Origin of the sequence: Streptosporangium sp. G11 (assembly GCF_051192615.1) — a bacterium.
Taxonomy (GTDB): Bacteria; Actinomycetota; Actinomycetes; order Streptosporangiales; family Streptosporangiaceae; genus Streptosporangium.
Genome location: NZ_JBPJUQ010000054.1, coordinates 1 through 21,940, shown reverse-complemented (window position 1 = coordinate 21,940; position 21,940 = coordinate 1). Strand labels below are relative to the sequence as shown.

Here is a 21,940-nt window from a genome sequence, read left to right as displayed (position 1 = left end):
CCTCGGCGAAGGCCGCCCCGCCCCCGCCTCGCGGCGGGTCTCTCGGACCGAGGGGCCGGACGCGCGTCCGGCCCTGTCATCGTCTTCATCCGGGCGGCTACTCCGACTCCGCCTTGGCCGTCTCGGTGATGGCCTGGACGACCTCCTCCGGCGTCTTCGTGCCCCCGATCAGCTCGGCCACGACGTCGTTGACCTCCTGGCCGACGGCCGGCGGGTACTCCTGGTCGAGGTAGAGCTGGAAGCCGCTCGCGGCCGACAGGGTCTCGGAGACCGTCTTGATGTGGGGGTCGGTGACGGCCGCCTCCTCACCCGTCTTGAGCACGGGCAGGACCGCTCCGGCCTTGACGGCCTTGCTGTGGTTCTCCGGCTTGAGCGCGAACTTCAGGAAGTCCAGCGCGGCGGGCGGGGCGTTGACGCTCAGGGCGAGGCCGCCCCCGCCGCCGAACGCGTCGCCCGCGGCGCCCTTGCCGCCCTCCACCGCGGGGAAGGGGAAGAAGCCGAGGTCGTCGCCGAGGCCCTTGCCGGAGTCGTTCTGCACGGCCGGGGCCCACTGGCCCATCAGCTCCATGGCGGCCTTGCCGTTCGACACGTTCGCGGCCTGGCCGTCGGGGGTGGAGTAGTCGGCGCCCAGGAAGCCCTTCTGGAACGGCTGGAGGTCGACGAGCTCCTTGAGCTTCTGTCCGGCGGTCACGAAGTCGGGCCCGGTGAAGTCGTTGGTGCTGCCGGCCTGCTTGAGCGCGTCCAGGCCGGCCACCCGCATGGCCAGGTAGGCCCAGTAGTAGTGGCCGGGCCACTTGGCCTTGCCCGCGAGGGCGATCGGGGTGGTCCCGCTCGCCTTCAGCTTCTTGACCGCGTCCAGGTACTCGGTCCAGGTGGCGGGCGGGGTGGTGATGCCGGCCTTCTTGAACAGCGCCTTGTTGTACCAGAAGCCGACCATGCCGATGTCGGTGGGCAGCCCGTAGGTCTTGCCGTCGAACTGGTAGGCGGCCAGGGCCGCCGGGGTCAGGCCGCCGATGACGTCACCGGCCTCGGACGACAGGTCCTTCACCAGGCCCGCCTCGATGTGCTGCTTCAGGACCCCGCCGCCCCAGGTGGAGTAGAGGTCGGGCGCCTTGCCCGACTGGGTGAGCGTGGCGAGCTTCGGCTTGTAGGAGTCGTTCTCGATGGCGATGTTTTTGATCGTCACATTCGGATGGGCCGCTTGGTAGTCCTTGATGAGGTTGGCCCAGAACGTCTTGAGGGGGTCCGCCGTCGCCAGGTTCCAGAACTCGAAGGTGACCTTCTCCGAGCCGGCGCTCGCGCCGGGTTGGGCGGCGCCGCCGTCCCCGCTCGTACTGCAGGCTCCGAGAAGCAGCGCGGATGTCGCCAGAGCCACCACGCCTCGCCGACTCAGCATGGATATCCCCTTTCGGGAGTTAAACTAGAAAGTTTCCCATATTCCCCGAATATTTCGTGATCCGGAGAATAGGTAAACTCGCGGTTACACGTCAATAGCCCCGTGGTAGTGATCCCGAACAGCGACGACCACCACCCCTGGAAGGCCTCCGAAAGGTTTCAGTTAGTATTCGCCACATGCCAACCAAGCCGCGCGTGACGATCGCCCTGATCGCCGAGGAGGCCGGGGTCTCCGCACCCACGGTCTCGAAAGTCATCAACGGGCGGCCCGAGGTCGCGTCCGAGACCAGGCAGCGGATCGAACGCCTGCTGCACAAACACGGCTACCGGCGCAGGACCGGCCAGGGCGACGCCCCCGTCGGCCTGGTCGACCTGGTGTTCACCGAGATCGAGAGCCCGTGGGCGATGGAGCTGGTGCGCGGCGTGGAGACCGCGGCCCGCGAGGTCAACGCCGGGGTGGTCGTCTCGGTCCTGCACACCCACGCGGGACCCGGCAGAGACTGGGTGGAGCGGATCGCCGCCCGGCGCACCGACGGGGCCATCCTGGTCGGCTCCCGGATCAGCGCCGACCAGCACGGCCAGCTGGCCGCCAGGTCCATCCCGTTCGTGGTGGTGGACCCGGAGGGCGAGCCGCCGCCCGGGGTCGCCTCGGTCGGCGCCACCAACTGGAACGGCGGCCTGGCCGCCACCCGCCACCTGCTGGAGTTGGGCCACCGCAGGATCGGGATGATCGGCGGCCCCGCCGACATGCTGTGCAGCCGGGCCCGCGTCGACGGCTACCGGGCGGCGCTGGAGACCGCGGGGATCGCGGTGGACCCGGTGCTCATCAGGTACGGCGACTTCCTGGTCGGCTCGGGCCGCGACCACGGCCACTCCCTGCTGTCCCTGGACGAGCCGCCGACCGCGATCTTCGCCGGCAGCGACATGCAGGCGTTCGGCGTCTTCGAGGCGGCCAGGCAGCGCGGCCTGCGGGTCCCCGACGACCTGTCCGTGGTGGGCTTCGACGACCTGCCGCTGGCACGTTCCGCGTGGCCGCCGCTGACCACCGTGCGCCAGCCGCTGCAGGAGATGGCGGAGCTGGCCACCCGGATGGTGCTCGGCCTCGACCGGGGCGGGCACGAGCCCCGGCGGGTGGAGCTGGCCACCGACCTCCTCGTCCGTGACAGCACCGCCCCGCCGGCCGCCTGACCCCGCCGGGCGGCCTCCCCCCGGCCGTGCCCGGCGGCGCTCACCGCGACGACCCGCCGCCCCGCACCCTCGCGCCCTCTCCCCGGGCGCCCGGCTCCCGTGCCCCGGCCCCCGGCTTTCGGGCCCGGGATCCGGCCGCCGGCCCTCCCGCACCGGCGGCGAACTCCTCGTCCGTCCACGCCGTTACGGCTGTTGACGGCCGCTCTCGAAACATTTACGGTACTTGACACGAAATGTCTCGGCAATCTTGTGAAACTTTCGGAAAGCGGGTTTCCGCATGTCTCGACGTCACAGGGCACTGCTGGTACCGGTCCTCACGCTCCCCCTCCTCGGATTCGGCCCGGTCGCTATGGAAAACGCTTCCCAAATCAGGGTGGACCACCACACCTCTCTCCAGAGGATCGACGGTTTCGGCTTCTCGCAGGCGTTCCGGCGAAACGAGCTGGTCCGCGCGCTGCCCGCCGCCAAACAGCGGGAGATCCTCGATCTGTGGCTCAGCCCCGAGAAGGGAGCCGGGCTCAGCATCCTGCGCCTGGGCATCGGCTCCTCCCCCGCCGGCAGCCCGTACGACCTGATGGCCTCCATCCAGCCCGAGGACCCCGGCGGGCCGACCGCGCCCCCCAGGTACGTCTGGGACGGCGAGGACGGCGGCCAGGTCTGGCTGGCCAAGGAGGCCAGGCGCTACGGCGTGACCCGCTTCTACGCCGACGCCTGGAGCGCCCCCGGCTACATGAAGGACAACGGCTCCGACAGCAACGGCGGGACACTGCTCCCCGAGTGGCGGCAGGCGTACGCGAACTACCTGGTCCAGTACGCGAAGTTCTACGCCGGGGAGGGCATCAGGATCACCGACATCGGGTTCACCAACGAGCCCGACCTCACCGTCTCGTACGCCTCGATGCGGTTCACCCCCAAGGAGGCCGCCGAGTTCGTCAAGGTCCTCGGCCCCACCGCGGCCCGCACCGGGCTCAGGGTGATCTGCTGCGACGCCGCCGGCTGGTCCCAGCAGCGCGAGTACACCGCCGCCATCGAGGCCGACCCCGTCGCCCGGCGGTGGGTCGCCACGCACGCCGGGCATCCGTACGTCAGCCCGGTGGACGGCCCGCTGCCCACCGACCGGCCCGTGTGGATGTCGGAGTGGTCGCCCAACGGGACCACCTGGAACGAGGCGTGGGACGACGGCAGCGGCTACGACGGCTTCGCGGTCGCCCAGCAGATCCACGACTCGCTCACCCTGGGCGGGGCGAACGGCTACGTCTTCTGGTTCGGCGCCTCGCGCGGCGCCACCCGGGGGCTGATCCAGATCGACGAGGCCACCGCGACCTACCGCGTCTCCAAGCGCCTGTGGGCGCTGGCCGCCTACAGCCGCTTCGTCCGCCCCGGCGCGGTCCGGTTCTCCGTCGCCTCGGCCGACCCGGCGCTGAAGGTCACCGCCTTCCGCAACGCCGGGGGCTCGGAGGTCGTCGAGATCCTCAACACCGCCACCGTCCCCGTCACCACCGAGATCACCACCCGGCCGGGCCGGGCCACCGCCTACCTGACCGACGGCGACCACTCGCTCGCCGCCACCCCGCTCCCCGGGCTGCGGCCCGACAGGACCCTCACCCTCGCCCCGCGTTCCCTGACGACCGTCGTCGTACGGTGACGCGGCCGGTCACGTCCCTCCCGGCGGCCGGAGGCCGAAGGGCCGCCCGCCGGGGCCCCCACCGCGCGAGGACCGCGGTGATCCGGCCGGGCGGGCGCGCATGGAGCTGACCTTCGCCGAGCGCGGCGTCGAGATCCTGCGCTACGTCCACCGGCCGGAGACGCCGGTCTTCGAGTCGCCCAAGCCGTACTTCCACCCGATCAGGACCCTGGCCGGAGACGTGGTCAGCGCCTACCGCCCGCACGACCACCGCTGGCACCGGGGCCTGCAGCTGACCGTCTCGGACCTGTCGGGGGAGAACTTCTGGGGGGGCGGCAGCTACGTCCGCGAGGCCGCCGGGTACGTGGACCTGCCCAACAACGGGACCATGCGGCACGAGGAGTTCCTCGCCCCCGGCGTGGAGCGCCTGACCTGGCACACCCAGGGCGGCGAGCACTGGGTGGACGAGGTGAGGACCTTCGGGATACGGGACGTGCAAGAGGAGTCGTGGGCGCTGGAGCTGTCCACCGCGATCACCAACGTGCGCGGGCAGGACCTGGTGTTCGGCAGCCCCACCACCAACGGCCGCCCGATGGCCGGGTACTGCGGCCTGTTCTGGCGCGGGCCCCGCTCCTTCGAGCACGGGCGGGTGATCGCGGAAAGCGGCGAGGGGCCGGAGATGATGGGCAGGGAGTTGGCCTGGCTGGCCTACACCGGCCGGCACGACGAGGTGGACCGCTCCTCCACCCTGCTGTTCCAGAGCGCCTCGCCCGCCGTCTGGTTCGTCCGCACGACGCCGTTCGCGGCCGTCAACCCGTCCATCGCGTTCCACCGCGAGCTGGTCCTGCCACCCCGCGCGACGCTGCGCCTGAGCTACCGGATGGTCGTGGCCACCGGCGCGTGGGACCGTCCCCGGCTGGAGGCCTACGTCAGGCGACACCCGTGCCCGGAGGCTTCCCCGGGCCTCGCCGGCCACGACCGGGACCGAGGTCCGTGAGGAGATGGACGGCCGGGCGGCGCGGCGGCGCGCGCCGCCCGGTTCTCCCGGCGGCCGGCCCTGGAAATGTCGGTGCGATCTTCTAGGCTGGGTGCATGGCACGAGCTAACGACGACGTCGCCGCCGCTCTGGAGGAGTACGCCGAGCTGTTCGCGATGAGCGGCGGCGACGCGTTCCGGGTCCGCAGTTACCAGAAGGCCGCCAGGGCGATCGCGGGGTTCCCCGACGACATCACGGCCGTGCCCGTGCGGAGCGTGTCGGGGGTGGGCGAGGCGATCGCCAAGAAGGTCGAGGAATACCTGGAGCGGGGCAGCTTCCGGCAGCTCGACGACCTGCGGGAGAAGGTCCCCCAGGGGGTGCGGCGGCTGACCCGGGTGTCCTCGCTCGGGCCGAAGAAGGCCGTCTTCCTGTTCCAGGAGCTGGGCATCGACTCCCCCGAGGCCCTGGTGAAGGCCATCGAGGAGGGGCGCCTCGACGGCGTCAAGGGCTTCGGCGCCAAGACGGTGGAAAACCTCCTCAAAGGTGTCGAGCACCTGGCCGAGCACAGCGCCAGGATGCACACCGGCACGGCCATGGACCTGGCGGAGCGGGTCATCGCCTCGCTGCCGGGCGCCGAGCGGATCGCCTACGCCGGGTCGCTGCGCCGGATGAAGGACACCGTCGGCGACATCGACGTCCTCGTGGTCGGCCCCGAGTCGCTGATGGACGACTTCAAGGCGCAGCCCTACGTCGCGGAGGTCGTCGCCTCCGGTGAGAAGAAGACCTCGATCCGCACCGCCCAGGGCGTCCAGGTCGACCTGCGCCTGGTCCCCGCCGAGTCGTGGGGCGCCGCGATGATGTATTTCACGGGTTCCAAGGAGCACACCGTGCACCTGCGGGAGATCATCGTGAAGAAGGGCTGGAAGCTGTCCGAATACGGCCTGTTCGACGGCGACCGGGTGATCGCGGCCGCGACCGAGGAGGAGGTCTTCGAGGCGGTCGGCATGGAGTGGATCCCGCCGACCCTGCGCGAGGACGGCGGCGAGATCGCCGCCGCGCTCAAGCACGAGCTGCCCAAACTGGTCACCGTCGAGGACCTCAAGGGTGATCTGCACACCCACACCGACCTGACCGACGGGATCGCCTCCCTGGAGGACATGGTCGCCGCCGCCGCGGCCCGCGGTTACTCCTACTACGCGGTGACCGACCACGCGCCCGACCTGGCGATGCACCGGATGAAGCTGGAAAAGGCCCTGGAGCAGCGCGAGCGCGTCCGCGAGCTGCAGAAAAAATATCCGAAGATGCGGCTGCTGCACGGCAGCGAGCTGAACATCGCCCCCGACGGCTCGGTCGACTGGCCGGCCGAGGTGCTGGAGGGCTTCGACGTGTGCGTGGCCAGCGTCCACTCGCACTTCAACCAGTCGCGCGCGGAGATGACCCGGCGGTTCGTCACCGCGTGCGAAAACCCCAACGTGCACATCATCGGCCACCCGACCACCCGCAGGATCGGCATCCGCCCGCCGGTGGACGCCGACTGGGAGGAGGTGTTCCGCGCGGCGGCCCGCACCGGCACCGCCATGGAGATCGACTCCTTCCCCGACCGCTCCGACCTCCCCGCCGACCTGGTGCGGCTGGCCCACCACCACGGTGTGAAGTTCTCCGTCGACAGCGACGCCCACGCGGTCCCGCACCTCGACAACCAGCGGTTCGGCATCGGCGTCGCCCAGCGCGGCTGGCTCACCGGCGACGACGTGATCAACACCTGGCCCCTGAAGCGGCTGCTGGCCTTCCTCGGCCGTTGAGATGACGGCCGGGCGAGGTGGAGGCGTGTCGCCTCTCGCGTATTACCTATTTTTCCGATAGGAAATATACACAGAAGGGGACGGCTCCGGACGTCATGGGCGAGTATCACCTTTGGAAAGGATCACCCGGACGCCCCCACCTGGAAGGCGTACCTACCGTGTGAAACGGGAAGGTTACGGAGAGCGATGATCACCGGGTCTCCGTAGCCTCGTCTGGGGAGACATCCGAGAAACGCCGGAGGTCCTACGGAGGAAACGAGAGGGAAACGTGCCGACGTGATGATGGCAATACGTGTTCTCCCACTTTCCGCCAGGAGGCCCGACCGATGCGCCAGCTGACCGCGCTCGACGCGCAGTTCCTTCATGCCGAATCGGCGACCACGGCGGCCCATGTCGCGGGGCTGGCCATCCTCGACCCCGCCTGCTCCAGCCCCGGAGCCGTCACCCGCGAGCGCCTGGTCGGGCTGCTCCGCGAGCGGCTGCACCTGGCCCCGGCGCTGAGGCTGCGCCTGGCGACGGTGCCGTTCGGCCTCGACCGGCCGTACTGGACGGAGGTCCCCGATCTCGACGTCGCCGGCCACATCCACGAGGTGACCCTCGCGGGCCCCGGAGACGACGCCCAGCTCGCCGAGAAGGTGGCCAGGCTCCACGAGCGGCATCTCGACCGGACCCGCCCGCTGTGGGAGATGCACCTCATCCACGGCCTGACCGGCGGCAGGGTCGCCCTGTACGCCAAGGTCCACCACTGCGCCATCGACGGGGTGTCGGGGGCGGAGCTGCTCGCGGCGCTGCTGGACCTCACGCCCGAACCCCGTTCCGTCGAGCGGCCCGAGTCCGAGCCGCGGACCACCGCCCCCGGCCTGGCCGGCATGCTCGCCGGGGCCGTGGCCAGGACGGTGCTCCAGCCCGCCAGGACCCTGTACTCACTGGGCCGCATGGCGACCGAGCTCGACACGATGCCGCTGACCTCGGCCCTGCCCGGGGCCCGGCAGGTGGCCGCCGCCACCCGGATGATCGCGGGAAGGGCGCCGGAACCGTCCGAGCCGCCCATGCTGACCGCGCCGCGCACGCCGTTCAACGGCCCGATCGGCGCCGAGCGGCGCTTCTCCTACGGGTCGATCCCGCTCGCGGACGTCAAGCGGGTGGCCAGGAGCGCGGGGGCCAGCGTCAACGACGTGGTCATGACGCTGTGCGCCTCGGCGCTGCGCGCGTGGCTGCGCGAGCGCGACGCGCTGCCCGACCGGCCGCTGATCGCCGCGGTCCCGGTCGCGGTCCGCACCGCGAGCGCGCGGGACGTGGTCGGCAACCAGATCTCCGTCATGGTCACCCCGATCCCCACCGACCTGGCCTGCCCCCGCGAGCGCCTGCGCGTCATGGCGGGGACGATGCTCACCGCCAAGCGGCGCTTCGCCGGCGCCCCCGCGGCCTGGCTGGGCGAGCTGTCGTCGATGCTGCCCTCGGCCGTCACCACGCTGGCGACCTCCGCGGTGTTCCGGCTGGCCTCGATCGTGCTGCCGCCGATCAACCTGATCGTCTCGAACGTGCCGGGGCCGCAGCTCCCGCTGTACCTGTGCGGGGCCAGGGTGCTGGCCTACCACCCCATGTCGGTGCTGACCGACGTGAGCGGCGGGGTCAACATCACCTGCTTCTCCTACGACGGCTCGCTCGACTTCGGCATCCTGTCCTGCGCGGACCGGGTGGCAGACGTGTGGCGGCTCATGGGCCACCTGCGGGAGGCCATGGACGAGCTGCTGGAGCAGGTCGAGCCTTCCGGGCCGTCCGGGCGGCTCGACCCGGTGGCGAGGCCCCTGCCGGTCAGGGAGATGGTGTCCGCCTGAGGGCGGCGCGGGAGGCGAGGGGGCGCGGGGACGGTGCCGATCCGAGATCGGGCGCGGAAGGCCTGGAAACGGGCGCGGCGGCGGGGCGGCGGTCAGCCGATCCAGACGGTCTTGGCGTTACAGAACTCCCGGATGCCGTACGCCGACAGCTCCCGCCCGTACCCGGAGTTCTTGACACCGCCGAACGGCAGCTGCGGGTAGGCGGAGACCATCCCGTTGACGTACACCATCCCGGCCTCGATCTCGGAGACGAGACGTTCCCGCTCCGCCACGTCGTCGGTCCAGGCGGCGGCGCCGAGGCCGAAGGGGGTCGCGTTGGCCAGGGCGATCGCCTCGTCGATGTCGGCGACCCGGTACAGCGCGGCCACCGGCCCGAAGACCTCCTCGTGGAACACGCGCATCTCGGGGGTGACGCCGGTGATCACGGTCGGTTCGTAGAACCAGCCGGGCATGTCCGGGCTCACTCCCCCGCAGAGCACCCGAGCGCCGCACCCCGCGGCGTTGGCGACCTGCGACTCGACGTGGTCACGGCCCCGCCGGGTGGCGAGCGGTCCCACGTCGGTCGCCTCGTCGGCGGGGTCGCCCAGCCGCAGCGACTCCATGAGCGCCACGAACAGCCCGGCGAAGTCGTCGTAGACCTCGTCGTGCACGATGAACCGCTTGGCCGCGAAGCAGGACTGGCCGTTGTTCTGCACCCGCGAGGTGACCCCGACGGCGGCGGCCTCGCCCAGGTCGGCGGAGGGCATGACGACGTAGGGGTCGGAGCCGCCCAGTTCCAGGACGGTCTTCTTGATCTCCCAGCCCGCGACCGCGGCGATCGAACGGCCCGCCGCCTCGGATCCGGTGAGGGTGGCGGCCACCACGCGCCGGTCGCGCAGCAGCGGCTCGACCTGCTCGGGCTCGATCAGCAGGACCTGCACGCACCCGCCGGGGAACCCGGCCCTGGCGAACAGGCCGTCCAGGTGCAGCGCCGTCTGGGGCACGTTCGGCGCGTGCTTGAGCAGGCAGACGTTGCCGGCCATCAACGCGGGCGCGGCGAACCGGATCACCTGCCAGAGGGGGAAGTTCCACGGCATGACCCCGAGGACCGGGCCCAGCGGCTGGTAGCGCGCGTACGCCTGCCGCGCGCCCACGGCGGGCCCGTCCACCGACGCGTCCGCCAGGAACTCCTCGGAGTGGTCGGCGAAGAAACGCATCTCCCGCACGCACATGTCCACCTCGCAGCGGGCGGCCGCCAGCGTCTTGCCCATCTCCGTGGTCACCAGCCGCGTCACCCGGTCCCGCTCGGCCCGCAGCAGGCCTGCGGCGGCGTGCATCCAGGCCGCCCTCTGCTTGAAGTCGACCGTCCGGTAGTCACGGAACGCCGAGGCTGCGAGGGCCACCCGCCGATCCACCTCGCCGTCGCCGATCGGTTCGAAAGTCCTGAGGGTCTCGCCCGTGGCCGGGTTGATCGTCGCGATCGCCATCGGTCCTCCCGGAGAATCGCCGCCGCCACCTCCTGGGGAAACGTCGCCGCCGGACGGCACAGCGCCCGGACGGCCTTCCCCTCTTCCCCTTATGCCCCCTTCCATCAGGTATCCGCCCTGGTCAGGGCGATATAAGGAGATCCGGGCCCACGGGATACCGACGATCACCCCCCGGCGCGGAAAAGGCCGGCCGCCGGGCGACGGCGGCGCGGACCGCCGCGACGGCGCCCCTCGGGTCCGCCGGAATCCCGGCCTTGGCCGCGGGAGGCGCCTCAATGGTCAAGAAATAGAGTTGACCCATGAGCTTTTCTGAGCTGAACCTGTTCCCTCTCTGTCTCGGCGGCAACGTATTCGGCTGGACAGCCGATCGGGACGACTCCTTCGCCGTCCTGGACGCCTACGCGGAGGCGGGCGGAAACCTCATCGACACCGCGGACTCCTACTCCGCGTGGGCTCCCGGGCACGCCGGCGGGGAGTCGGAGACCGTGATCGGCGAGTGGATGGCCTCGCGCCGCAACCGCGACCGGATCGTGGTGGCGACCAAGGTGGGCGCTCTGAGCGGCCGCACCGGGCTGTCGGCGACCAACATCCGCGCGGCGGCCGAGGACTCGCTCCGGCGGCTCCGTACGGACTACATCGACCTGTACTGGGCCCACATCGACGACGCGGCCACCCCTCTGGAGGAGACCCTCGGCGCGTTCGACGAGCTGGTCGCCGAGGGCAAGGTCCGCAACATCGGCGCCTCGAACTACAGCGCCAAGCGGCTCGCGGAGGCGCTGGCGATCTCCGAAGGGGCCGGTCTGGCGCGGTACGGGGTGCTGCAGCAGCACTACAACCTCATCGAGCGCGACTACGAGGGCGCGCTGCGCGACGTGGTGGCCGAGGCGGGGCTGACCAGCACCCCCTACTTCGGCCTCGCCCGCGGTTTCCTGACCGGCAAGTACCGGCCGGGGGTCACGGTGGACAGCCCGCGCGCGGGCAAGGCGGCGGAATACCTGACCTCGGAGCGCGGCCCGCGGGTGCTCGACGCCCTGGACAAGGTGGCCGCCGCCCACGACGCCGTCCCGGCCACCGTCGCGCTCGCCTGGCTGGCCGCCCAGCCCACGGTGGCCGCGCCGATCGCCAGCGCCCGCAACGTCGAGCAGCTCCGGCCGCTGCTCGCGGTCGCCGACCTGACGCTGTCGCAGGACGAGCTGGCCCTGCTGGACGAGGCGTCCCGCTAGGGACGTCCGGCGGGCCGAGGGGTGACCCGGGGCCCGCCGGACGCGCATGACGACGGGGCCCGGCCGCGACGCGGCCGGGCCCCGGATTCCCGTACTTCCGTACGAGGTGTACGGGGGGTCGGTACGGGCTTTAGTGCGGGGTGGACTTCTCGGCACCGATGCCGGTGAGCGAGCGGACCTCGATCTCCGCGTACTTCTCGGCGCTGTACTCCTTGCTGAGGCGGGCACCGATGAACCCGGCCAGGAAGCCGATCGGGATCGAGACGATGCCGGGGTTGCTCAGCGGGAACCAGGCGAAGTTCGCGTCGGGGAACAGCGCGGTGGCGCTGCCGGAGACGACCGGCGAGAAGACCACCAGGAGCAGCGCCGAGACCAGGCCGCCGTAGATGGCCGAGACCGCGCCCGCCGTGTTGAACTTCTTCCAGAACAGGCTGTAGAGGATCGCGGGCAGGTTGCCCGAGGCCGCCACGGCGAAGGCGAGCGCGACCAGGAAGGCCACGTTCTGGCCCTGGGCGAGGATGCCGAGCCCGATGGCGACCGCGCCGATGACGAACGCCGAGATCCTGGCGACCAGGATCTCCTCCTTGTCGGTGACGTTGCCGCGCTTGAACACGTGCGCGTACAGGTCGTGGGCGAAGGAGGAGCTCGACGCCAGCGTCAGACCGGCGACGACCGCCAGGATCGTGGCGAAGGCGACCGCCGCGATGATGGCGAGCAGGATGGTGCCGCCCACGTCGCCGAAGATGGCCTTGCCGACCGCCTCCGCGAGCATCGGCGCCGCCGTGTTGCCCGCCTTGTCCTGCGCCAGGATCGCCTTGCCGCCGACCAGCGCCGCCGCGCCGAAGCCGAGCACGAGGGTGAGCAGGTAGAAGGTGCCGATGATGCCGATGCCCCACAGGACCGACTTGCGGGCCTCCCTCGCGGTGGGGACCGTGTAGAAGCGGATCAGGATGTGCGGCAGGCCGGCGGTGCCCAGGACGAGCGCCAGGCCCAGGCTGATCAGGTCGATCTTGCCCGCGAGGCCCTGCGCCTCGGTGCCGTACTTCAGGCCCGGCTCCAGGAAGGCCGCGCCCTTGCCGCTCTGGGTGGCGGCGTCGCCGAGCAGGCCGGACAGGTTGAAGCCGTAGTGGCCGAGCACCAGCAGGGTGACCAGGGTCGCGCCGCTCATGAGCAGCACGGCCTTGACGATCTGCACCCAGGTGGTGCCCTTCATGCCGCCGACGACCACGTAGACGATCATCAGGATGCCGACGCCGACGATCGTGAGGGCCTTGCCCGTCGGCGAGGTGACGCCGAGCAGCAGGCCGACCAGCGCGCCCGCGCCGACCATCTGGGCCAGCAGATAGAAGATCGACACCGTGATGGTGGAGACGCCCGCCGCCGTACGGACCGGGCGGGGGCTCATCCGGAAGGCCAGCACGTCGGCCATGGTGAACTTGCCGGAGTTACGCATCAGCTCGGCGACCAGCAGCAGCGCCACCAGCCAGGCGACCAGGAAGCCGATGGAGTACAGGAAGCCGTCGTAGCCCGACAGGGCGATGATTCCGGCGATGCCCAGGAAGCTCGCGGCCGACATGTAGTCGCCGCCGATGGCGAGGCCGTTCTGCACACCGCTGAAGGACCGGCCACCGGCGTAGTAGTCGGTGGCGTCCTTGGTGTTGCGACTGGCCCAGAAGGTGATGCCCAGCGTTCCCGCGACGAAGAGCAGGAACAGGATCGTGGAGAGGGTCTGGTGGCTCATTCGGTCTTCCCCTCGACTCCGTGGCGGATCTCGTCAGCCAGCGGATCGAGCTTCTTCTCGGCGAAACGGGAGTAGGCCCAGGCGATGCCGAACGTCGACACGAACTGGAGCAGACCGAAGATCAGCGCCACGTTGATGTTGCCAAAAACCTTCGTGCCCATGAAGTCGCGCGCCCAGCCCGACAGGACGACGTACAGCAGGTACCACGCGAGGAACGCCGCGGTCATCGGGAACGCCCAGGCCCGGAAACGCCTCTTCAACTCCTGGAACTGGTCGTTGGCCTGAATTTCTTCGTAGACCGATGAATCATGTTGCCTGGCGGTCACGGGACCTCCCAAAATGTGATCTGGATCACGGACAACGTAGGGGTGGACGCTACCCTCGGAGGAGACCCATACGCGGACTCTTCGCCGAGGCGCCGCCGAGTCGCGTTCAGTTGGGTCGGGCTTGCGGTGAAAGGTCTGTCTCGCACGACGAACGGTTCCCCGCGGGGACCGACCACGGCCCGCCCCTGAGGGCGTACACCCCGGCGCAGCAGACCACCAGGCCGACCACCGCCAGCAGAAGGCGATAGTCGACGAGCGACACCAGCACGGCGCCCGCGAGCAGTGACAGCAGCTGGGCGAACCCGGCCAGGGACTCGAAGGCGGTGGAGACCCGGCCGACGAGGTGGCCCGGGCTGCGGCGCTGCAGCAGGGTCGTCCTGGCCACCCCCTCCAGGGTCAGCCCGGCGCCCGCCACCGCCATCGCCCCCAGCACGATCGTCTCCACGGGGACCATCCAGCAGATGACCGCCACGCCGTACAGGCAGATGCCCGTGCCGATCGCGAACAGCTCGCCCCGGCGCGCGATCACCGTGGAACTCCGCAGCCCCCCGGCCACCGCTCCGAGGCCCATGGCGGTCGAGGTGAACGCGGTGAACTCCGGCGACCTGGCGAGACCGTGCTCGATCACCGCGAAGATCAGCGATTCGGTGGCCCCGGCCAGCGCGAACATCAGGCAGAGCGCCACGGCCGCGCGCCGCAGCGGCGGGTCGGCGGCGAGGTGGCGGGCCCCGGCCCAGAACTCCTCGCGCCGGCGCCCCGAGGGGGCCGGCGAGACGGGCGGAAGGGGCCCCGGCGCGGGGAGCATCGCGAAGACCCCCGCGGCGACCAGGAAGGTGATCATGTCGAACAGCACGAGCGCGCCGATCCCGAAGCCGGTGTAGACGGCCACGCCCAGCAGCGGCCCGAACAGGCGCAGCCCCTGCCGGGTGGTGTGCAGGGCGCCGTTGGCCTCGGCCAGCAGGTGCTCGGGCAGGATGGCCTTGAGCAGCCCGCCGAGCGCGGAGAAGATCACCGCGTACGAGCAGCCCATGGCCGCGGACACCGGGTAGATCAGCCAGACCGTGTCCTGCCCGGTGACCGCGATCAGCGGGGCGAGCGAGATTCCCGACAGCACGCAGGTGACGACCAGGAGCCTCCTGCGATCCACCCGGTCGATCAGGTAACCGAAGAAGGGCGAGAGGCACAGCGGCAGGGTGAAGAAGAACAGGGTCAGACCGGCGGCGGCGTCGGAGCCGGTGAGGCTCTTGGCCAGGATGCCGGGCACCAGGAGCAGCGAGGCGTCGCCCAGCAGGCTGACGGCCATCCCGAAGTAGACGAGCCGGAACCGGGACCGGCGCAGGACCTCCGGCATCACCACTGACCGGCGGGCCGGTGTGCCGCCCGGCTCCCGGGTAGCGCGGCAGTGGCGTCGCCGACCTCGGCGACCGCCTCATCACCGGAGCCGGCAAGTACCAAATCTAATCAGAACAACCGAAATATCGGCCCATAGCCGTCATTCCGTCACAGCTCGCCGGAGCCGTCAAGAGGACCGGGGCCGCCAGTCACCCCGGTCGAGGTTGAGGATCTCGGGGGTGTGCAGGCGCACCATCGTGCGGGCCACGTTCGGCGGGATGCGCCCCGGCGTCAGCAGCGAGACCACCACCATGACGAGAAAGGCGATCGGCACCGTCCACGCGGCGGGCTGGGCCAGCAGGGCACCGACCAGGCCGGTGTGCGGCCCCCCGCCGATCGTCATCAGGACCGCGCCGCAGGCCAGGCCGCCACCGGCGAGCAGCCCGGCCATCGCGCCCGCGGGGGTCAGCCGCCGCCACCAGATGCCCAGCACCAGCAGCGGGCAGAAGGAGGAGGCCGCCACCGCGAACGCCAGGCCGACGACGTCGGCCACCGGCAGCGAGCGGGCGAAGGCCGCCAGGCCCAGCGGGACGATCACGGCCAGCACCGCCGCCGCCCGGAACGACCGCACCCCTCCCTTGAGGATGTCCTGCCCGATGACCCCGGCGACCGAGACCGTCAGCCCCGAGGAGGTCGACAGGAACGCCGCGAACGCCCCGGCCGTCACCAGCGCCGTCAGCAGGTCCCCGGCCACGCCGCCGATCAGCCGTCCTGGCAGCGACAGCACCACCGTGTCACTGCCCTCCAGCTCCGGGACGTAGATCCGGCCCAGCGCGCCGTACACCGCCGGAAGCAGGTAGAAGGCGCCGAGCAGTGACAGGACCACCAGCGTCGTACGGCGCGCCGCCCGGCCGTCGGGGTTGGTGTAGAAGCGGACCAGCACGTGCGGCAACCCCATGGTGCCCAGGAACGTGGCCAGGATCAGCGAGTAGGTCGAGTAGAGGCCGTACTCCCTGCCGGTCGACAGCGGCAGCGCCCACGTGGCCGCGTCCTGCGCGCTCAGCCCCGGCGAGCCGCCGCTGCGCCACGCCAGCAGCAGGAACACCAGCGGCACGGCCAGGGCGGTGAGCTTCAGCCAGTACTGGAAGGCCTGCACGAACGTGATCGACCGCATGCCGCCGGACATGACGTTCACCGCGACCACGGCCGCCACCAGCAGGCCCCCCGCCCACTCGGGGGCTCCGGTGATGGCCCGCAGGACCAGGCCCGCGCTCTGGAACTGCGGCATCAGATACAGCCAGCCGATCAGCACGACCAGCACCCCGGCCATCCGCCGCACGGCCATCGACTCCAGCCGCGCCTCGGCGAAGTCGGGCAGCGTGTACGCGCCCGAGCGGCGCAGCGGCGCGGAGACCAGCACGAGCAGCACCAGATAGCCGCCCGTCCAGCCGACCGGCAGCCACAGCATGTCGGCGCCGTAGGTGAGGATCAGCCCGGCGATGCCCAGGAAGCTCGCCGCCGACAGGTACTCCCCGCCGATGGCGGAGGCGTTCCACAGCGGGGAGACCGTGCGGGAGGCGACGTAGAAGTCGGAGGTGGTCCGCGACAGCCTGATCCCGAACGCGCCGATCAGCACCGCCGCCAGCACCACCAGCACGACCGCCGTCACACCGTACGCGGTGCTCATCCGACGCCTCCCATGACGCCTTCCATGACATCTCTCATGCCGTCTCCCGGCGCGAAGACCTGGGGATCTCGCGCTCCGGTCCCGGGACGATCCGTCGCCTGGTCAACGGGCCCTGTCCACCAGCTCGGCGAAATGGCGCTCGTTCCGTTCCGCCTGCCGGACGTAGAGCCAGGCCCCGATCACGAACGCCGGGTAGATCAGGCCGCCCAGCACCGCCCAGGGCAGCGGGATCCCCACCAGGTGGACCGCGCGCAGCTCCGGCATCAGCAGGAACATCAGGGGCAGTCCCACCACCACGCACCCCAGCACCGTGCAGACGAACAGGGCCAGGCGGAACTGGGTACGGACCAGCGAGCGCATGTAGACCTCGCCCAGGCGGGTCTGCTCGTCGATCTCGCGGGTGACCGGGTAACGGGGGTGGCGGGGGGCCATGGTGCGGGGACTGGTCACCACCTCGCGCCGCGGGCGCTCGTCCCTGCGCGGCCGCTCGGCGTCCTTGCGCGACCGGTCGTCCTTACGCGGCCGCTCGTCTTTACGGGGCCGGTCGGCGTCCTTGCGCGGCCGCTCCGATTCCCCGCGCGACCGGTCACCGATCCACCGGCGCGGCTCGGTCCCCTCCCCCGGCCCGGGGTCACGGCTCATTCGGACCTGCCCCTGCGCGCCCTGCGGACCAGGAGATCGCGCAGCTCGCGGGTGTGGCGGCGGCTGACCGGGATCTCGGTCTCGCCGATGCGGACCACGCACCGCCCCGAGTCGATGTGCAGCTCGTCGATGTGCTTGACCGCGACCAGGTGGCTGCGATGCACCCGGACGAACCCCGCGGAGGACCAGCGCTCCTCCAGCGTGGCCAGCGAGATGCGCACGAGGTGGCTGCCGCCCGCGGTGTGCAGGCGGGCGTAGTCGCCCTGCGCCTCCACGTACCGGACCTCGGTGCTGGCCACGAACCGGGTGACACCGCCGAGCTCCACCGGGATGGTGTCGGGGTCGGCGCGGCCGGAGCCCTCGATCTCCGGCAGCTCCGCGGAGACGAACACCCTGCGGATCGCCTCGGCCAGCCGCTCCGGCCGTACCGGCTTGAGCAGGTAGTCCTCGGCCTTGATCTCGAAGGCGTCGACCGCGTGCTCCTCGTAGGCCGTCACGAAGACCACCCGGGGCGGGTTGGCGAACTGCGAGAGCAGGCGGCCGAGCACCACCCCGTCCAGGCCGCGCATCCGGATGTCGAGGAAGACCGCGTCGATCGGCCGCCCGTCGGCGATCGCCCGGTCCAGAACGCGCAGCGCGGCGGCCCCGTCCCTGGCCAGGGAGACCTCTCCGATACGGGGATCGTCGCGGAGCAGGTAGGCCAGGTCCTCCAGCGCGGGAAGCTCATCGTCCACCGCAAGGACGCGCAGGCCGGTCACGGTCACTCCTCCAGGTCGTTCACGAGGGAATTTCTAGAGGGTGATGAATCAGACATCGCCTGTCAACTTTTTGGTATGGGGGAAGGTGCGGACCGGGCACGGGCTCAACGGGCGGAAACACCCGGATGGTACTTGGGCAGGCGGACGCTGACCTTCGTTCCAGCCCCCTTGGCCGTCTCCGCCACCAGGCCGTACTCGTCACCGTAGACCTGGCGCAACCGCTCGTCCACGTTGACCAGGCCCACTCCCCCCGCCCCCGAGCGCTCGTCGGCGTCACCGGCCAGGATGCGGCGCAGGCGGTCGGGCTCCATGCCGACGCCGTCGTCCTCCACGCTGATCCGGCACTCGGCCCCGGCGTCCTCGGCGATGATCGAGATGCGCCCGACCCCGGGCTTGCTCTCCAGCCCGTGCTGGACCGCGTTCTCCACCAGGGGCTGCAGGCACAGGAACGGCACCGCGACCGCGAGCACCTCCGGGGCGATGCGCAGCGTCACCTGGAGCTGCTCGCCGAAGCGGGCCCGTTCCAGGGTGAGGTAGCGGTCGATGGAACGCAGCTCCTCGGCCAGGGTGGTGAACTCCCCGTGCCGCCGGAAGGAGTAGCGGGTGAAGTCGGCGAACTCCAGCAGCAGCTCGCGCGAGCGGTCGGGGTCGGAACGGACGAAGCTGGCGATGGTCGTCAACGAGTTGTAGATGAAGTGCGGGGAGATCTGCGCGCGCAGCGCCCGGACCTCCGCCTCCATCAGGCGCGTCCTCGACCGGTCGAGCTCGGCCAGCTCCAGCTGCGAGTCGACCCAGTTGGCGACCTCGTGGGCCGCCCTGACCAGACCCGCGGAGGCGTGCCCGCCGTACGCGGCGAGGGAGCCCACCACCCTGCCGTCGGTGGTGAGCGGCACCACCACGGCGAACCTGATCGGGCACTCGGGAAGGTCGCACGAGACGACCTCGGGGCCCAGGACGCGGGTCCGGCCCCCGGCGAGCGTCTTGGCGGCGTGCGCGAACACCTCGCGGGCGTGGTGGTCGCCCTCGCCGTCGTAGACCAGCAACCGCTCCTCGTCGGTGATCGCCAGCGCCGGGGAGCCCAGCAGCTCCCGCAGGTGCCGCGACGCCTTCTGCGCCCCCGCCTCGGTCAGCCCCGCCCGCAGCGGCGGCGCGGCCAGGGAGGCGGTGTGCAGGGTCTCGAACGTGGCCCGCTCCGCGGGACTGCTGCCCAGCTCCCTGCGCCCGCGCAGCACCCGCCACAGCACCAGGGCGGGCACGCCGACCAGGACGGCGACCACCAGCGCGGCGACGAGGGGTTCCACGCTCCGGACCTTATACGCCCGGCCACGATCGCGCCTCGACGATGGAGATCGTGCGAGATCATACCGGGACCTTCACCGCGAAACGGCCTCCTCCCGAACGTGTCCCTAGCCCCAAAGTAAGCCGATCTGCGTAGGTCACCTGGCTTCGGAGAGGATCGTGTTCTCGGAAGTGGAGACGGTTACGACTTTTGAGGACACGCACGGCTGAGAGGCAAAACCCCAGCTCGGCACCTCTGCGGACAGGACCGCGTCGCTAGTTGACGGCTGGGGCCACATTCGGGAGAAGGGTGCCGAAACGGCGACGCATATGCACCGTTGACGCCAAGGCATACACGCGCCCATCAGACTCGCCCCATCCGAGGCAATCAGGGGAGCGGGATGACCGGGCTATTCGGCGGGTACGCCGGGGAGAGCGCCGACGCGGTGGGACATTACTCGCCGTTCGCGGGCATGTACGTGCCGGAGGTGAACCACACCGAGGTGGCACCGGTCGGCGTCGGCTTGCTCGAGTCGCCCTTCGGCACCGGATTGACGGGCGAGCCGCTCGACCGGGCGGAGGAGGCGGCGGCGGAGCTGCTCGACACACTGCAGGACGAGGACTTCGCCGACGCGCTCGAACACCTCGTCGACGAGGTGGCCGCGCGGCACCTCGTCGAGCAGGGAGCCTGGTCGGCCGCGCCGGCTGAAGCGGACTCCCGGGCCGCCCTCGAAGAGTGGCTCGCTCCCCTCGCCGCCGCGTCCGAGCGGGCTATCGACGGGCTCTCGGAGAGCCTTTCGGCTGTCGACCTCCACGCGATGACCAACTCCGATCTTGAAACGTTCCTGGCCTCGGCGGGGGAGGCTCCACTGCTCGGCTCTGAAGGGTTCGACGAGTTCCTCGGTGGCCTTGCCAGGAAGGCGAAGAAGCTGATCAAAGGCGCGGTCGCCGTGGCCCGCAAGGGCGCCGCCGCTGTCGGTCGGGTGCTGCCGGTTGGACTCCTGCTGAACAAGCTCAAGGCCCTGGTACGGCCGCTGCTGCGACGCGTGCTCACAGCGGCGCTGAACAAGCTGCCGCCCGTGACCCGCCCGATAGCCAGGACGCTGGCCGCGAAGCTGGGCCTGGACGAGGGGGCGAGGCACAGGTCGGCACCGAACCGGTCTCCGGCCTGTCTGCGGAGTTCGATCTGGAGATGGCCACGCTGCTGCTCGCCCCGGACACGCTCGATGAGGTCTTCGAGGCGGCCGAGATGGAGGCTGGGACCGACGGCGAGGGCCCCGATCGGCTCGCCAATCTCGACGATGCCCGCGCGCCTGGTGCAGCAGCTCACCGACCTGCCGACCGGTACCCCGCCTGCCACCGAGATCGAGCAGTTCATCCCCGCCGCGCTGGCCGCACGCCCGCTGATCAAGCTCGGCATCTCACTGATCGGCCGGGACAAGATCGTCCGCTTCATCGCCAACCGCATCGCCAGGCTCATTAAAGGCCTCGTTGGGGCGGACGCGGCACGGACGATCTCACGGCCGATCGTCGACGTCGGGCTGCGCACGCTCGGCTTCGAGGTGCCGGCCGACCAAGAACGTGCGCTCGCCGGCGAAGCGCTCGCCTCGACGGTCGAAAGCACGGTCCTGCGGCTGCTGGAGCTGCCGCCCAGTGCGTTCGAAGACGAGCTGCAACTCGACGCCGCACTACAGGAGGCGTTCGCGGAGGCGGCCGCAGCCTACCTGCCCGACCAGCTGCTGCGCCCCGACCTTCCGGAGCGGGAGACCGCCGGGGAGGGTGGTGTCTGGGTGCTGATGCCCAGGGCGGCCCGGCCACGCTTCCGGTTCCGACGGTACACCCGCACCTTCCTGGTACCGGTCAGCCGGCAACTGGCCCGCTGCGTGCCATGGTCGGACGGCGGCACGCTGGAGACCTACCTGCTCGACCGCGGTGTCGAGCGCTGGCCGGTGCAGACCGAGATCGATCTGTACGAGGCGCTGCCCGGCACCCATCTGGGCCACTTCACCCAGGACGAGACCACTCGTGCAGCCAGGTACGCGCGATTAAGTTCGCCCAGGTCAGCGATGCCATTGACGGACCGTTACGGGATCTTTCTGGGATCGCCCGACGTAGATGATCGGCTGCGGCCAGGATTCGTGGGGTATGCGGCGGCTTGGCTGACCGCTTCGCGAGAGAGCCGGATGCCGCGTGGCGCGTGTGCTGGACGAGAACGAGCTCGTTGGGAACTGGACGCCGGTCGGGGACGAGCTGGATCAGCTGTCGGGCCGGCGGGGCGCGACGAAGCTCGGGTTCGCGCTGCTTCTGCGGTTCTACGCGCTGAACGGCCGGTTCCCGACGGGCCGGGCGGAGTTCCCTGATCAGGCCGTTGCCTACGTCGCCCGGCTGGTGGACGTGCCCGCTGCAGAGTTGGGGCTGTATGAGGGGGATGGCCGGACGATCAAGGATCACCGTAAGGACATCCGGAAGTACTTCGGGTTCCGGGAATGCTCGCTCACCGATTCCGACAAGGCCGCGGCGTGGCTTGCCGCGGAGGTGTGTGAGAAGGAGCGGCAGGTCGACCGGGTTCGCGCCGAGCTGCTGGCGTATCTGCGGGAAGAGCGGATCGAGCCGCCGGCCCGGGACCGGATCCGGCGAATCATCGGGACGGCGCTACGGCAGGCC

The 21,940-nt window shown here is 70.9% G+C and carries 17 protein-coding genes; 8 read left to right on the top strand and 9 right to left on the bottom strand.

The window, feature by feature from the left end; translation table 11 throughout:
• Positions 1-97: 97 nt before the first annotated feature.
• Positions 98-1,396 carry an extracellular solute-binding protein gene (locus ACSDR0_RS35625; RefSeq protein ID WP_435293339.1) on the bottom strand — a complete coding sequence of 433 codons (1,299 nt, stop codon included), beginning with the start codon at positions 1,394-1,396 and terminating at the stop codon, positions 98-100.
• 176 nt (positions 1,397-1,572) lie between these two features.
• Between ACSDR0_RS35625 and ACSDR0_RS35620 the strand changes: the two genes are divergently transcribed.
• The 5 genes from ACSDR0_RS35620 (at position 1,573) to ACSDR0_RS35600 (ending at position 8,823) form a co-directional block, all read left to right on the top strand.
• The gene (locus ACSDR0_RS35620; RefSeq protein ID WP_435293338.1) at positions 1,573-2,583 is read left to right on the top strand and encodes a LacI family DNA-binding transcriptional regulator; all 1,011 of its coding nucleotides are present in this window, start codon (positions 1,573-1,575) and stop codon (positions 2,581-2,583) included.
• 373 nt (positions 2,584-2,956) lie between these two features.
• A complete protein-coding gene (locus ACSDR0_RS35615) occupies positions 2,957-4,228 on the top strand; it encodes a glycoside hydrolase family 30 protein (protein ID WP_435293337.1) in 1,272 nt (423 codons plus the stop codon).
• A gap of 100 nt (positions 4,229-4,328) precedes the next feature.
• On the top strand, positions 4,329-5,204 hold the full coding sequence (locus ACSDR0_RS35610; protein ID WP_435293336.1) for a PmoA family protein: 876 nt from the start codon (positions 4,329-4,331) through the stop codon (positions 5,202-5,204).
• A gap of 95 nt (positions 5,205-5,299) precedes the next feature.
• A complete protein-coding gene (polX, locus tag ACSDR0_RS35605) occupies positions 5,300-6,985 on the top strand; it encodes a DNA polymerase/3'-5' exonuclease PolX (RefSeq protein WP_435293335.1) in 1,686 nt (561 codons plus the stop codon).
• A 326-nt stretch (positions 6,986-7,311) separates the two neighbouring features.
• Positions 7,312-8,823 (top strand): WS/DGAT/MGAT family O-acyltransferase, encoded by a 1,512-nt coding sequence (locus tag ACSDR0_RS35600; protein WP_435293334.1) that lies wholly within the window; start codon positions 7,312-7,314, stop codon positions 8,821-8,823.
• A 92-nt stretch (positions 8,824-8,915) separates the two neighbouring features.
• Here the strand turns inward: ACSDR0_RS35600 and ACSDR0_RS35595 are convergent, their stop codons facing one another.
• The gene (locus tag ACSDR0_RS35595) at positions 8,916-10,289 is read right to left on the bottom strand and encodes an NADP-dependent succinic semialdehyde dehydrogenase (protein ID WP_435293333.1); all 1,374 of its coding nucleotides are present in this window, start codon (positions 10,287-10,289) and stop codon (positions 8,916-8,918) included.
• A gap of 299 nt (positions 10,290-10,588) precedes the next feature.
• On the opposite strand from ACSDR0_RS35595, the gene ACSDR0_RS35590 reads away from it, so the two are divergent.
• Entirely contained in the window at positions 10,589-11,512 is a 924-nt protein-coding gene (locus ACSDR0_RS35590) for an aldo/keto reductase (RefSeq protein WP_435293332.1), read from the top strand.
• A 130-nt stretch (positions 11,513-11,642) separates the two neighbouring features.
• Here ACSDR0_RS35590 and ACSDR0_RS35585 read toward each other — a convergent pair whose 3' ends face one another.
• From ACSDR0_RS35585 to ACSDR0_RS35555, 7 genes are all read right to left on the bottom strand, one after another.
• The gene (locus tag ACSDR0_RS35585; protein ID WP_435293331.1) at positions 11,643-13,253 is read right to left on the bottom strand and encodes a solute symporter family protein; all 1,611 of its coding nucleotides are present in this window, start codon (positions 13,251-13,253) and stop codon (positions 11,643-11,645) included.
• A complete protein-coding gene (locus ACSDR0_RS35580) occupies positions 13,250-13,579 on the bottom strand; it encodes a DUF485 domain-containing protein (protein ID WP_435293330.1) in 330 nt (109 codons plus the stop codon). Before ACSDR0_RS35580 ends, ACSDR0_RS35585 begins: the two co-directional genes overlap by 4 nt.
• A 106-nt stretch (positions 13,580-13,685) precedes the next feature.
• A complete protein-coding gene (locus ACSDR0_RS35575; RefSeq protein ID WP_435293329.1) occupies positions 13,686-14,930 on the bottom strand; it encodes an MFS transporter in 1,245 nt (414 codons plus the stop codon).
• Between the two features lie 168 nt (positions 14,931-15,098).
• On the bottom strand, positions 15,099-16,598 hold the full coding sequence (locus ACSDR0_RS35570; RefSeq protein ID WP_435293328.1) for a cation acetate symporter: 1,500 nt from the start codon (positions 16,596-16,598) through the stop codon (positions 15,099-15,101).
• Between the two features lie 102 nt (positions 16,599-16,700).
• Complete coding sequence (locus ACSDR0_RS35565; protein WP_435293327.1) at positions 16,701-17,240, bottom strand: hypothetical protein; 540 nt, start codon at positions 17,238-17,240, stop codon at positions 16,701-16,703.
• Entirely contained in the window at positions 17,237-17,998 is a 762-nt protein-coding gene (locus ACSDR0_RS35560) for a LytR/AlgR family response regulator transcription factor (RefSeq protein WP_435293326.1), read from the bottom strand. Before ACSDR0_RS35560 ends, ACSDR0_RS35565 begins: the two co-directional genes overlap by 4 nt.
• A gap of 104 nt (positions 17,999-18,102) precedes the next feature.
• On the bottom strand, positions 18,103-19,299 hold the full coding sequence (locus tag ACSDR0_RS35555) for a sensor histidine kinase (RefSeq protein WP_435293325.1): 1,197 nt from the start codon (positions 19,297-19,299) through the stop codon (positions 18,103-18,105).
• Positions 19,300-19,749: 450 nt separating this feature from the next.
• Here ACSDR0_RS35555 and ACSDR0_RS35550 point away from each other — a divergent pair, with 450 nt between their 5' ends.
• Both ACSDR0_RS35550 and ACSDR0_RS35545 read left to right on the top strand, forming a co-directional pair.
• Positions 19,750-21,636: a hypothetical protein gene (locus ACSDR0_RS35550; RefSeq protein WP_435293324.1), complete on the top strand. Its 1,887-nt coding sequence runs from the start codon at positions 19,750-19,752 to the stop codon at positions 21,634-21,636.
• A partial coding sequence (locus tag ACSDR0_RS35545) for a DUF4158 domain-containing protein (protein WP_435293389.1) occupies positions 21,527-21,940 on the top strand: 414 nt, incomplete at its 3' end. The genes ACSDR0_RS35550 and ACSDR0_RS35545, both read left to right, overlap by 110 nt.